General features: G+C 44.6%; 11 protein-coding genes and 1 tRNA gene. 4 read left to right on the forward strand and 8 right to left on the reverse strand.

Translation table 11 applies throughout. The annotated features are described in order from the left end of the window. Positions 1-3 precede the first annotated feature (3 nt). On the reverse strand, positions 4-1443 hold the full coding sequence (locus BM210_RS01995; protein ID WP_091163946.1) for a mandelate racemase/muconate lactonizing enzyme family protein: 1440 nt from the start codon (positions 1441-1443) through the stop codon (positions 4-6). Positions 1444-1531: 88 nt separating this feature from the next. On the opposite strand from BM210_RS01995, the gene BM210_RS02000 reads away from it, so the two are divergent. Continuing rightward, a complete protein-coding gene (locus tag BM210_RS02000; protein ID WP_091163948.1) occupies positions 1532-2545 on the forward strand; it encodes an aldose 1-epimerase in 1014 nt (337 codons plus the stop codon). An 84-nt stretch (positions 2546-2629) separates the two neighbouring features. Here BM210_RS02000 and BM210_RS02005 read toward each other — a convergent pair whose 3' ends face one another. Beyond that, on the reverse strand, positions 2630-3406 hold the full coding sequence (locus BM210_RS02005; protein ID WP_091163950.1) for a MerR family transcriptional regulator: 777 nt from the start codon (positions 3404-3406) through the stop codon (positions 2630-2632). A 185-nt stretch (positions 3407-3591) separates the two neighbouring features. Between BM210_RS02005 and BM210_RS02010 the strand changes: the two genes are divergently transcribed. Together BM210_RS02010 and BM210_RS02015 are read left to right on the forward strand one after the other, a co-directional pair. Next, positions 3592-5124 (forward strand): MocR-like pyridoxine biosynthesis transcription factor PdxR, encoded by a 1533-nt coding sequence (locus BM210_RS02010; RefSeq protein ID WP_091163952.1) that lies wholly within the window; start codon positions 3592-3594, stop codon positions 5122-5124. Between the two features lie 72 nt (positions 5125-5196). After that, positions 5197-6414 (forward strand): aminotransferase-like domain-containing protein, encoded by a 1218-nt coding sequence (locus BM210_RS02015; RefSeq protein ID WP_091163954.1) that lies wholly within the window; start codon positions 5197-5199, stop codon positions 6412-6414. 184 nt (positions 6415-6598) lie between these two features. On the opposite strand, the gene BM210_RS02020 is transcribed toward BM210_RS02015, so the two are convergent. Beyond that, positions 6599-6671 (reverse strand) — tRNA-Lys (locus tag BM210_RS02020). Positions 6672-6777: 106 nt separating this feature from the next. Here BM210_RS02020 and BM210_RS02025 point away from each other — a divergent pair. Then, positions 6778-6960 carry a hypothetical protein gene (locus tag BM210_RS02025; RefSeq protein ID WP_091163956.1) on the forward strand — a complete coding sequence of 61 codons (183 nt, stop codon included), beginning with the start codon at positions 6778-6780 and terminating at the stop codon, positions 6958-6960. A 123-nt stretch (positions 6961-7083) separates the two neighbouring features. On the opposite strand, the gene BM210_RS02030 is transcribed toward BM210_RS02025, so the two are convergent. The 5 genes from BM210_RS02030 to BM210_RS02050 all read right to left on the reverse strand — a co-directional run bounded on the left by BM210_RS02030 (position 7084) and on the right by BM210_RS02050 (position 13588). Beyond that, entirely contained in the window at positions 7084-8754 is a 1671-nt protein-coding gene (locus BM210_RS02030) for an ABC transporter substrate-binding protein (RefSeq protein WP_091163957.1), read from the reverse strand. A 62-nt stretch (positions 8755-8816) separates the two neighbouring features. Further along, complete coding sequence (locus BM210_RS02035; RefSeq protein WP_091163959.1) at positions 8817-9713, reverse strand: carbohydrate ABC transporter permease; 897 nt, start codon at positions 9711-9713, stop codon at positions 8817-8819. A gap of 24 nt (positions 9714-9737) precedes the next feature. Then, positions 9738-10697 carry an ABC transporter permease gene (locus BM210_RS02040; RefSeq protein ID WP_091163961.1) on the reverse strand — a complete coding sequence of 320 codons (960 nt, stop codon included), beginning with the start codon at positions 10695-10697 and terminating at the stop codon, positions 9738-9740. A 149-nt stretch (positions 10698-10846) separates the two neighbouring features. Beyond that, positions 10847-13177 (reverse strand): helix-turn-helix domain-containing protein, encoded by a 2331-nt coding sequence (locus tag BM210_RS02045; protein ID WP_091163963.1) that lies wholly within the window; start codon positions 13175-13177, stop codon positions 10847-10849. A gap of 195 nt (positions 13178-13372) precedes the next feature. After that, positions 13373-13588, reverse strand: a complete 216-nt coding sequence (locus BM210_RS02050) for a DUF3006 domain-containing protein (RefSeq protein ID WP_091163965.1) — start codon at positions 13586-13588, stop codon at positions 13373-13375. Position 13589 lies beyond the last annotated feature (1 nt).

Consider the following 13589-nt stretch of genomic DNA (forward strand, 5'->3'; position numbering starts at 1 on the left):
TATTTAGCTCCAGAGACGATCGTTGGACCACGAGTAATTCCATTCGTCTGTCGATTCCCACAAGCCTGGAATGTTCGCATGCAGGTGCTCGGCGATTACCTCGTCATTCAACGAGTCGATGCCAAGTCCTGGCGCATCCGGTACAGTAATAAAGCCATTTTGTATTAACGGTTTGGGCAGTGAACGTCCAATCACGATATCATCCCACCAGGAGACGTGATCCGAATGGAATTCAAGCGCAAGGAAGTTTTCCGTAGCTGCTGCACAATGTACGGCAGCCAGGCAGGCAATCGGGCTTTCTGCCATATGAATGGCCATAGACACTCCGTAATCCTGCGCCATGTCGCCGATTTTTTTCGTCTCCAAGATGCCTCCAGTTGTTAGTAGATCCGGATGTATAACCGAAACTCCGCCGGATTCCAGCAGCGGTTTAAAATTTTCCTTCAAATAGATATCCTCTCCGGTACAAATCGGCGTCGTAACGGATCTGGCCAGTCTGACATACAAGTCAGTGTACTGCCATGGAATCATATCCTCCATCCAAGCCAAATTATATTTATCGATTCGGCGTCCCAGCTTGATGCAATCCTCCACCCCGATATGGCCAAAGTGATCGATCGCCAGCGGTACCTCAAAGCCAATGACTGAACGCACATCGCTAACATACTGCTCCAGCATATCAAGTCCTTTTTCAGTGACATGAATACCTGTAAAAGGATGTGCCACATTGTAGGCGTCATACATCCGATTGCGTGCGTGGATAATTTCCATTTCGGTCATTTGGTTGTTCTTTCGGTTTGCCCACACCTCCGACAGCTTTTTCATATCTTCAAAGTAGCCCAGTGGCGCGCTTAACGTTCCCGGCTCGTGGATGATTTGATTAATGCCCAAATCCATTTTCAAAAACGTATAGCCTTTTTCCATCCGTAATTTCAGTGCATGACCCATCGCAAGTCCCGTATCCCTGCCTTGCACATCAGTGTCACAATACATCCGAATTTTATCACGAAATTTACCGCCCAGCATTTGATAGATCGGGATCCCATATGCTTTTCCAGCGAGGTCCCAAAGTGCGATTTCAATACCACTCACGCCTCCGCCTTGACGGGAATGGCCTCCAAATTGCTTGATACGACGAAACAGCTTGTCAATATTGCAAGGATTTTCGCCAAGTAAGCGAGATTTCAGCATTAAAGCGTAGTTCTTGTCTGCTGCGTCTCTTACCTCGCCATAGCCGATTAATCCTTGATTGGTGTACACCTGAATTAAACTGCAATGCATGGGGGAACCGTCGATATCAGCAAATCGAATGTCCGTAATTTTTAACTCTGATGGAATTGAATATGTATTGACAAATGCAGTCGTACTTTCATAGGTTTCTTTGGCTAGTATGATAATCAGCTCCTTTCCCTCATTATATAAAGGGTTACTGCCAATTGGCATGCTGTAAAATTATCATTTTGTTTGTTTTTTTAGATCTTTTTCTTATAATGGGTATAGGCTATTATTCTTATCATTTCAGGAGGGAAATATGAACAATCAAGCGCAAGCACATGAAGGTATTTATCAAGGAGAACCGGCCGTATGGCTGCGTGCAGCGAATTATGAAGCTGCTGTTTTGCCGGGTGTGGGCGCCAATCTGATTGCTTTTCGCGATACAGCCAATCAGTACCGCTTCCTGCACGAGCCGGAGGAGCACGCGATGGAATCCTTCAAAGCCAATCCGATCATTCATGGCATTCCGGTATTATTTCCACCGAATCGTTATGAAGACGGCGACTTCCATTGGAACGGCAGCATTTATCGGTTTCCTGTCAATGAAGCTGCGACTGGCAATCACCTGCACGGCTTTGTTCATAACATCCCTTGGAATGTGGACGGATTCGGTACAACTGCAACAGAGAGCTGGGTAACCTTAAGCTTGACTGTAGCAGAGGGGCATTCTGTATATACATATATCCCGCATGCTTTTACGATTCAGCTACGCTATTCCTTAAGCAGCAACGGATTATCGCAGCACGTGCTTATTCGTAATGATGGTGACACGCCTATGCCGCGTCTGCTCGCTTTTCACACCGCGATCAATGCACCATTCGTTCCAGGCAGCTCGTCATCCGATTACCGGTTTAATATGACGATAGGCGAACGCTGGGAGCTGGATCAACGGATGCTGCCGACGGGTCAATTTCAAACGCTTACACAAGATGAGATCAACATGAAAGCCGAAGGCCTGTCTCCATTCTTTGAATCGATGGATAATCATTATACAGCCGTTCCGCAAAATGGAAGAAACCGTATGGAGCTAACGGATTTGCGCAGCAAGCTGACGCTGGTCTATGATGTCGGTACAAGCTTTAAACAATGGATGATCTGGAACAACGGAGCGACGCCAGGCTTCTTCTGTCCAGAACCGCAAATCAATCTAGTGAACGCGCCGAACATGAAGCAGGAGCTGGACCGTGAGCTGATCGGACTGTACGGACTGGAGCCTGGAGAGATCTGGGAAGAAACCAGCAGACTGTATGTTAAGGCTCCACAACAATAACTTTGTACATGTATCGTACAAGCAGAATTCATAAAACGAAGCCTCCTATATCCACTTTGACAGAGGATTTAGGAGGCTTCTCGTTCATAGATGAGGACTGGCTCCAAGTCTATCGCAATAGACCTGCATAGCTTCTCTAAGAAACACAGCCAAACCCGGCTTATGCTTATCAATGTTAGCAGTGAAACGCTCATCCATTACGTATAAATCACCGAGCCCGCGAAAAATTTCCGGTGTGCAGTCATAGTAATGATCCGTAATATGCTGTCTTAACTCGCCCACGGCAACCTGCACCTCGGGATCATCCGGACCACGATGCATGGCTGTAGTTATCCTTGTATGGATGTTGTCGTTTTCCGCTGTGATCTTCGCCCAATCTTCTTTCGTATAACGGTCTGTCCGCTTCTCAACCGCTTCCACTGCTGCGTTACCGTATTTTTGTCTCGCCTCTGCTGCATATTTTTTCTTATGCTCTTCGATTGCACTTTGATCAAAGCCCTCGAACTTATCTTTATTACTCATTTTCATTCCTCCTTGTGCAGATTGTATGCTTTGATTCACGGTTTCAATAATGCGCTCCAACCGCTTCTTTTTTTCCAGCAGCAGCTCCTTATGAGCTAACAATGCCCGGGTTCGATCAAATTCGGGATCATCCAATATGACTTTGATTTCCTTCAACGAAAAACCAATTTCTCGAAAAAATAAGATCTGCTGCAGCTTTTCAAGCTCTCTGTCCGTGTACAACCGATACCCTGACTGATTGATCGACTCTGGCGCAAGCAAACCGATTTCATCGTAATGATGCAGTGTTCGCACACTTATATTAACGAGCTCTGCGACTTCCTTTACCATATAAGCCATGCCATTGCTTCACCTCCTGAAATGATCATAAGCTATCACGTTACGTTAGGGTCAACAAAAAAATTGGTTGGCCAAAAAACCTGCCAATTGGTTGTTTTCATCTGTTCGTTTCGTGGTAAAATAAGAAAATGTAAGTGATTATTGATCATATCACCAACCAATTGATCACCATTGGAGTGCTATCCATGAATATTATGATTTCGCGAGAGCTTACCACGTCGATTTATATGCAAATTAAACAGCAAATACGTGAAGCTATATTCAGTGGCGAGCTTCCAGCCGGCAGCCTTCTTCCACCAGAACGAAAGCTGGCCGAGCAATTAGGTGTGAATCGCAGTACGGTATTGAACGCATACTTCGAATTAAAGTCAGAAGGTCTGATCGAATCCTTTGTTGGAAAAGGAACTGTCGTACTGCCCATGCATCCTTCCGATGCTCTTGCTGCTTCCACCACGCTTCCCAGCTATAGTGCGCCTCCATGGAGGCAGCTATTCAGTGAAAGATCGTTTTCAGCAGGTGACCCTTTAATCCGTGATCTGCTGTCTCTTTCCAAGCGCACGGATTCCATTTCGTTCAGTGTTGCGCTGCCAGACCCTGGGCCCCAGCTTACTGCCAAGCTCAGAGAGCAGCTGCAGCTGCTCGTGCAAGAAAAGAGCGATGCGTTATGGAAGCATACAGCTACGGAAGGAATTCTTTCCTTGCGTGAGGCGTTATGTATGTGGATGGAGAAGCGAGGGATTCATACCACTGCTGAGGAAGTGCTCGTGTTATCCGGCTCTCAGCAAGGTATTGATCTGCTTACCCGGGTGTTCATCGATCCGGGTGATACGATATTCGTTGAAGAGCCCAGTTATTTTAGCGCTATGCAAACGTTCAGATCAGCTGGTGCGAGATTAATTGGCATCCCAGCTGATACCGAAGGACAGATGAGACTGGATTTATTGGAGTCTATGTTAGCCAAATACCATCCAAAGCTAATCTATGTCCTGCCCACCTTCCAGAATCCATCGGGTCTGGTGATGAATCAGAACGTCAGGGAAAGTCTGCTTGAGCTGGCTTATCGCTATAAAACGATTATTGTCGAGGATGATCCTTATTGTGATCTGCGTTACTCCGGACATCATGTTCCACCGATCCACGCTATGGACCGTCATGACCATGTGATTTATCTCAGTACCTTTTCCAAGCTTATTGGCTCTGGATTACGTATGGGATGGCTGAGTGCACCCAAGTCTGTAATCCGCCAGCTGGCTATTGCCAAGCAAATGGCTGATCTGCATACTAGCACACTCTCGCAGTTTCTTATGGAGCGAGTGATTCGCAGCGGGCTGCTTGAGGAGCATCTGGATGAAATTCGAAATCGCTATCATCGGCGTAAGCAGCTTATGGTCGCAGCGCTTCATAAATATGAAGTGCCTGGAATGACTTGGCAGGAGCCTGAAGGAGGCGTATTCATCTGGTGTCGGATGCCTGCCGGACTCAATGCCAATGAATTGATACTTCGTGCAGCCGATCGTGGTGTCGATTACTTGCCAGGCAATCCGTTTTTTGCCCAAGTGCCGCAAACGGCCTATGTTCGACTCAACTTTTCATGTGCCGAGGAGGATTCCATCGATGAAGGCATTCGCAGATTTGCTGCAGCCGTTCACGACACCATGGATGCTCGTCGTTATCATCAGACAGATCATCGGACAGAAGGACTAGACCCTATCATTTGAATAACTCATGACCGATCTATTGAATCAACTCAATGACTATGACTGAACACATATTCCAAGGAGGATGGACCCATGGCTTTTTCAAGATTCGCTAAACGTATGGAGCAATTAAAAGCATCAGAAATCAGAGAGATATTAAAGCTAACAGAAAGACCTGAGGTCATTTCATTTGCTGGAGGGCTTCCCGATCCCGAGCTGTTTCCTATTAAAGAGCTTCAGCTTATCGCCATTAAGGTTCTTGAGGAGAGCGGTAAAGAAGCGCTGCAATATGCGACGACGGAAGGCTACCGACCTTTGCGCGACAAAATTGCCAAGCGAATGAACCGCACACTCGGTACGAACTGGACAGATGACAATATTCTGATTACGAGCGGCTCTCAACAGGGTATCGATCTGGCAGGAAAAGCTTTTCTCGACGAGGGCGATGTCATCTTATGCGAAAGCCCCTCTTACCTTGGAGCTATTCAGGCATTTCGTGCTTATGGCCCGGAATTTATCGAAGTTCCTACTGATGACGAAGGCATGGACATTGCACAATTAAGAGAACTGCTGCTAACGACACAGCGGGCCAAACTTATTTATGTCATCCCGGATTTTCAAAATCCGACCGGCCGGTCCTGGACACTAGCTAGAAGACAAGAACTGATTAAGGTAGCCAATGAATTCGATCTCGTCATTATCGAAGATAATCCGTATGGGGAGCTTCGTTTTGAAGGAGAATCTTTGCCTTCCCTGCAATCATTAGATACCGAAGGTCGCGTTATTCACTTGGGAACCTTCTCCAAAACCTTTTGCCCAGGACTGCGCATGGGTTGGACAGCGGCAGATTCCTCTATCATTCCCAAATTAGTGCTGCTCAAGCAGGGAGCCGATCTGCAAGCCTCAACGATTAGTCAAAGGCAGCTTGATGCTTATCTGGAAACTTATGATCTGGACGAGCAAATCATCAAAATCGTTGAGGTTTACCGTAAGCGTCGTAACACGATGATAGAGGCACTTCGTCGTGAAATGCCTGCCGATGTCCGTTTCACAATCCCTTCCGGCGGCTTGTTCACCTGGTTAGAGCTAGCTCCTGAGGTAAATGCCCGTGACTTGCTCGTACGCTGCTTGGATCATAATGTCGCTTTTGTTCCTGGAGGCAGCTTCTACCCGAATGGCGGCCATGAAAATACACTGCGACTTAATTATTCCAACATGACAGAAGAGCGGATCATCGAGGGGATTGCACGGCTTGGAAAAGTGCTGCGTGAATACACAGCCGATTTACAGGCAAGTCCATTGTCCATTTAACAAATTGTATGTGCGGGGCTCAGTCTCGGATTTCACATCCGGACTGTAGGCCCTTTGCATGCTACAGATACCGAATAAAAAATAACCCTTCATGACCACATTTAATGTGATCCCGAAGGGTTATCTTTCATGCTATGGGACTGCTGTATCCAGCAGAACTTTATGTACTAATTACATAAAAGTATAGGCCCGGTGGGACTCGAACCCACGACCAGATGATTAAGAGTCAACTGCTCTACCAACTGAGCTACGGACCTGCAACGTCATTTATAATAGCACATACATATTAAGAATGCAAACTTTATTTACAATTATTTAAAAACATCCTTTTTGTTTAATAATACTTATGAGGAGGTGTTCATAATGAATGCAGATATCAATCCGAACCTGCCACCGGAGATCAATCCAAATCCCATTCCTGATGTAACACCAAAGACTCCACCGGAAATTAAGCCGGATCTGATCCCAGAAATACCAGCTACACCACAACCATCGCCTGAAATCAGTCCCAAGGTAATTCCAGAAATACCAGAGAAACAGCAATAATCATCTGTACTTGATTGTGCTTTTCCACAAGTGCTACAGCCAAAAAGCAGTCCCAAGTCAGAAGGATGACCTTGGGGCTGCTTCTTCATGATTAGAATGAATGGATTGAACTGGTGTTAAGCTTTACTTTGTCTTTTTCTTCGCATCATAAGCGGTTTGATAAATTTCCAGATAACGTTTTAATTTCATATTATCCAGATTTTTAAGGTAACCGTCCCAATCTTTATCCAGCTTGGCATCTCCAATGATGAATCTCGCGATCATTTCCTTTACATGATCATTAATCGTTTTATCCAAATCGGCAAGCTCCGCTGCCTGCTCGTTGGTGAAGAAAAGCTGAGGAAGCACGGTGTCTTCTTTTTGTTTATAAGGCTCATACTTAGTTTTCGTTTCAGTGTAGAGAATGGATTCCTGAGGGAGCTTCGGATCAGGAACCAAGCCAAGACGAAAATCGTTCGTACGCAGCGACGGACCGGTCTGTGACCATTTCACATTTTGTACCGATGCCAGCTTTGCATCCGTATACTTCCAGATTGCCGGCTTACCATTTATCCCTATTTCCCCAGGGTCCGCTAATTTCCATTCAATATTCGGGCGCCCTTCTGCATTCCGCAGTGTCATTTCTTGATCGTACATCAAATCCGCCCAACGGAAAGCCGCTTCAGGATTTTTGCTTGCTTTGGTGATCACAAATCTGCCTTGGCTCACACTGTTGTTTAAAGGCGCTACCTGAACACCCTTCGGCCCTTTTAACGCTGGCACAGCGACATAATCCAGCCATCTTCCAACATTTCCTTTGCTTGTATCCGTAAATACACCATCATGCTGAGCTACAGCTGCCCCCAAAATCACGGTTCCCGGATTCTCGCCCATTTGCTTCGCTTGATCCCGATCCTGGGTGAACGATTGCGGCGCGATCAGTCCCTCTGCATACAGCTTGTTCAGGTACTCTAAGCCGTCTTTAAATTCAGGTTTGTTGAAGGCGACATCGACTTTTCCGTTATTGATAAACAACCGTTTTTCACTACCGTTCACGATGCTGGGGTTAAGAACAAATGCATTCATAATAAAAGAGTCAATATTGACATTCGGACCTACAGCTGCGCCTGCCAGTGGAATTTCATCAGCTTTTCCGTTTCCATTCGGGTCCTTGGTTTTAAACGCTTTAAGCACATTATAGAATTCCTCCGTCGTGGTCGGCACCTGCAATCCCAATTTATCGAGCCACGGCTTATAAATCCACGTTTTTTGTGACAGGGAGCAATGGAAGCATTCATTTACCAACGGCAGCCCATAGATTTTACCACCCGGCGCTGTAATGGCATCTTTTACATAAGGAAGCTTCTCGAACATTTTCTTCGTTTCGATGCCATATTGATCGATATATTTGGTCAAATCGAGAAATTCCCCTGTATTCCCATAAATCAGCTGCTGTGTAGGACTAATATCAAAGCCCATGATAATATCAGGCAAATCCCCACTGCCCAGCACCAAATTCAATTTTTCTATCGCAGACTTCTCCGGTGCGACATCCCATTCGATGTGAATGTTGGTCTTCTCTTCCAGAAACTTCGTATATTCATTGGTAGCAAAATCCTCTACGAACGCGCTGCCCTTAACGAGTACTTTAAGTGTCGTTTTTTCTTTCATTATCGGGAATTGCCCTGCCGGATTAATTTTCGTTGCGGTGGCCGCATTGTCTTTTGGGGGCTCTGCCGCCTTATCTGTACATCCGCTCAATACAGCTACTGCTGCGATCGCTAAGCTTAAACTGCCTATCCAAACCTTTTTCATTTTTAATGCCTCCCTTTTTTGTACGAACCCAAATGCTTTCAGACTGTTTAAACGGTAGGGAGTTATCCCTTAAGTGATCCAATCATGACCCCTTTTACGAAATGTTTTTGCACGAAAGGATAAGCGATCATTAACGGCAGTGAGGAAACGACAATAAGTGAATATTTAAGCAAGGCCCTTAAGCCTTCACGATTCGCTTCTTCCCCTAAATTGGAGAGCATACTCGCATCGACTTCATTTTGCACAAGGATTTCTCTCAGCACGAGCTGGAGTGGAAATAATGCAGGATTTTTCAAATAGATCAGAGCGTTAAAATATTGATTCCAATAACTTACCGCCGAATACAGAGTAATAACCGCTATAATGGGACCTGATAAGGGAATCACGATCTTCCAGACGAATTTAAAATCATTACACCCGTCGAGCTGAGCAGCCTCCAGCACTTCTTCGGGAATCGTTGTCCTGAAGTAGGTTCGTGCGATAATCACATTAAATACACCCATTGCCGTCGGTAAAATCATTGCCCACATCGTGTTTAGCATGTTCAGATCCTTGACTAGGAGATAGCTTGGAATCAGTCCACCATTAAACATCGTGGTGAATACCAATAAGAGCATGATCACATTTTTTCCATACAAATCCTTACGGGCCAACGGATAAGCCGCCATAATAGTCAAGCTTACATTAATAACCGTACCCACGATCGTATAAATTAACGAATTGCGAAATGAGCTCCAAATCAGCTTGTGTTTGAAAACAGCCGCATAGCCATCCAGCGTCGGTTCCACAGGCCATAGAAATACTTTCCCTGCTATAACTGAACTCGGGCTGCTAAAGGATGCGCTTACAATAAAGATTAGTGGATAGAGCACTGTAATTAAAAACAAAGATAAAATTATATAATTAATGACATTAAATAAACGATCGGTGCTCGCTTCCCGAATATTAATGTTTTCCACTGCGATTCCCTCCCTCAGCTATCACTACCATAGGCTCTCCTGCTTGGATTTCTTAGCGATTTGATTGACGGTAATAAGCAATACAAGGCCAATGACAGATTTAAATAAGTTGATTGCTGTTGAGTAGGAATAATTCATCGCCTGGGATGCAAGTCCCACCTTATACACATAGGTGTCGATAACCTCCGAAGTGCGTGCGTTCAGCGCATTTTGCATCAAAAGTACCTTTTCAAAACCCAGATCCAATACATGGCCTGTATTCAAAATCAGGAGAATGATCATAACTGGTAGTATGCTTGGCAAATCGATGTGCAGCATTCGCTTGAACTTGCTGGCGCCATCCATAACGGCTGCTTCATGCAGCGAAGGATCAACACCGGCTAGTGCCGCTAAATAGATGATGCATGAAAATCCGACATTTTGCCAAAGACCTGACCATACATAGATCGAGCTAAAATACTCCGGCTTTGCGATAAAATTGATAGCTTCCATTCCAAATGATCGAAGGATCATATTAACAAGACCGTTACGCGGGTCCAGTAATTCCAAAATAATCCCCACCATAACCACGATGGATATAAAATGCGGTGCATAAGTAATCATCTGTACCGACTTTTTGAAAGCCTGGTTTTTCACATAATTCAGAGACAACGCCAAAATAATCGGAAAAGGAATACCAGCAATTAAGCTGTAAAAACTAATAATTAATGTGTTGCTCATCAATTTTCCAAATTCATAGGAATTGAAAAACCGAATGAAATGTTTGAAGCCTACCCACTCACTGCCATTAATTCCTTTAAAAGCGGAGTAATCCTTAAAAGCAATTTGCGCACCATACATGGGATAATACTTAAATAAGAAAATGTAAAGCAACGGAAGCACCAACAGTACGTACAACTGCCAACATTTACGGATACGCTTCCATACAGATAGTGGCTCTAATCTTGCTTTAATTCCCGTCTTAGAAGCTGCTGCCACTCTCATCCTGGTCATTCACCCCTTTCGTTCTGTGTATTTCCACGATACGATCAGGGCCAAAATTAGTAAATAAGAAAACGCTTTCTTGATGTGCGAAAATTAAGATTGGCAATGTGCATCTGTTTTCTTTATGTGCAGTTGTTAAGAACAGACGTTTATTCAGACTTGTTTAAGACCGTTTGCGATTTTTTATAAGCCGTTGTACTTACACCGTGAATCCGTTTGAAAGCTCTGCAAAATGTATTGGAAGAGCTGTATCCCACTTTGTTTGAAATTTCATTAATGGTAAGACGCGCAGATTGCATCAAAATTTTGGCTTGCTCCATTCGAATGTTTTCCAGGTAATCCGAGAAGTTGATTCCAGACTGCTCTTTAAAAAATTGGGAGAGATATACCTTGGAAATTCGCAGCTGATCCGCAACCGTATCGAGGCAAAGATCGTCATGCATATAGTTCTCTTGAAGGATGGTTATAATATTTCCAATCAATTGTACATTTTGGCTCTTTTTGTGTTCATTCGCACTGTCGCAAATCCATCGATAGGTGGACATAATCAACTGATAATTTTTCCGCATATTCTCAAAGGAATGAATTTCGCCGTTTAAGGTTTTCATGTGATTAAATACAGGTTCCCGCTCTAATTCCATTTGCGGCAGCAGCTTCACAATACTTCCCCATACTTCATATAAAAACAGCTGCATTACCGAGAACGACAGACGGCGTCGCTCAAAATTTTCACGATAAATTTCCTCCAATGTATATTGAACTTCCGCATAGTCACCGGCTTTTGCCAAATTCATCAGACGCACTTCAAGCTCAGAAGGAAAATAATAATGATTCGGGTCGTCAGGCAGCTCATCAAACCACAAAATACCCTCGTTATTTTGCCATATTTGAAAACTCAAAGCTTGTCTGGCTTGCTCATACGATCTGGATACCCCAGTCAAACTATCATACATACCGCCTACACCGTAAATGGGAACTAATTTTAGCAAGGGGTTGATCTCTTCTTTAGCCGCTTCCAGCTTGCGTTCAATATGCTGTTTGTAATGTTCCGATTGTGTTGGATTGCAGCAAAACAGCACGGCGATTTGATCCTCAGCCACATCATACACGAAGCCGTCATGATCCATCTTTGTACGCAGCATCTCCTTGGCCAGAACCCGCTTCATATCCAGCTCTTCCAGAAGATCACCGCTGTAGCCGTTATCTAGACCCCGCAAATGTAGGATGGCGACCACATAAGTCATACCGGTTACATCCAACCCTACATGCTTCAGGAGCGCATTCGCATCATGAACCGATAGAAACTCCCCATTCAATAATCGCTGAAAATACGCCGCGCGAAGCAGTGGAGCCTGCTGCTCGATTTCTGATTTCAACCTATGATTATTGTAAATTAAGCCGGATACCGTATCTCCAATCAAGCCGTAGGCATCCCGGTGCTGGGGGCTGACTTCCGATTTTTCCAAAATCATGTTCACAATATTACGGAGCGGCTTACTATTCCGATAAGCTAGCAGGTAAGCGATAATCACCCCGATGATTAGAAACAGAAACGTGAAGGAAAACGTAATTTTTTGAATATAGCGAACCTTCTCCAGCACCATATGCGTAGGCTGCCCTACCAGATAAGTCCATCCGTTAGAGGTCGATTTTACATAAGTAATCATCATCGGCTTCTTATCTATCGTTTGCTCAACGACGCCTTTAGAGCCTGCCAGACTGGCAATATTGACGGGAAGCGGTATAGTGCCAGCAGACAACGAACTGATTAATTGCCCTTGATCATCGACAATATAAGCCCAACCGTCACCAGAGATATCCAAGCCGTGAAACAGCTTTTGCAGCTCCCTATTATCGATCATCACCGCAATCGCTCCTTGCGGATTTCCCGGATAACCCAGCGATTGGATGTACGTCAGCATCGTATAGGAGGTGTTATTCACCACAACCTCCTGTGAGGGAATGTACTTACGGGTAAAATATTGATCGAACAGCAGCTTGTACCAAGTTGTGTAGTCTTGCTTGCTGTAACGTGCTATATTTTCATAAAACTCCTTGATCGAATAGCTCGAGCCAGGGGTAAGCACAAGCCCGCTATTTTTGAACAGCACATAGTAGTTAAAAATAAAATTATTGGATAATTTATAGTTATAAAGGCTTTTGTTGGTATCTAAAACACGGTAAGTATTGGTTCCCTCGAACGGATCAATCACTGGTTGAAATTGGATAATGCGCGTATCCGCTGCAAGCTGCTGAGCAATGGATGAAATTTCCTCCAGCCTCCGCTCCAATATATCCTTACTCTGCTCAAGCACATTCATATGATTGGCGGTAATTTCCTTTTCCATCGTTTTAATGGTCTGGTTATAAATAATCCAGCCAACGACCATGGGCAGTATTAGAAAGAGAATATACGGAATAAGCAAACGAACAAATACACGGTGTCTGCCTTTACTACCGATCCATTTTCCTTTAAGCATGATAGACCGATCCTCCTTCTCCCAAGCTGGCTTTGCAACCGATTACACTACTTATTTAGTTAACCACATAATGGATGCCTTGTGAACTGCCAACTTGTGTCGGCTGAGCGAATTTAGGCTGCTTGCCCATTCATATCAAAAAACCCTGTCGTTGAACCACAGGGTTTTATTTATAACGTATTAGGGTTTTAGCAGCTATTCATCCGCCCATACATCCTTCATCAGCCTTTTGATACGGCTCTCTCTCTCTTTCGTAGCTGTTGCGTCCGTTACCCAGACCCCCTTCTGCTGAACGACCGCATGACCCGGCTTCACACCGGCTGCAACCTTGCTCTGTGGAACATCGGTCATCACGCCCGCAATCTCAATGACGTAATATTTGCCTTCAATACGATCTACAATTCCTGTCAAT

The sequence above is a fragment of the Paenibacillus sp. 1_12 genome, from assembly GCF_900114475.1.
Lineage (GTDB): Bacteria > Bacillota > Bacilli > Paenibacillales > NBRC-103111 > Paenibacillus_S.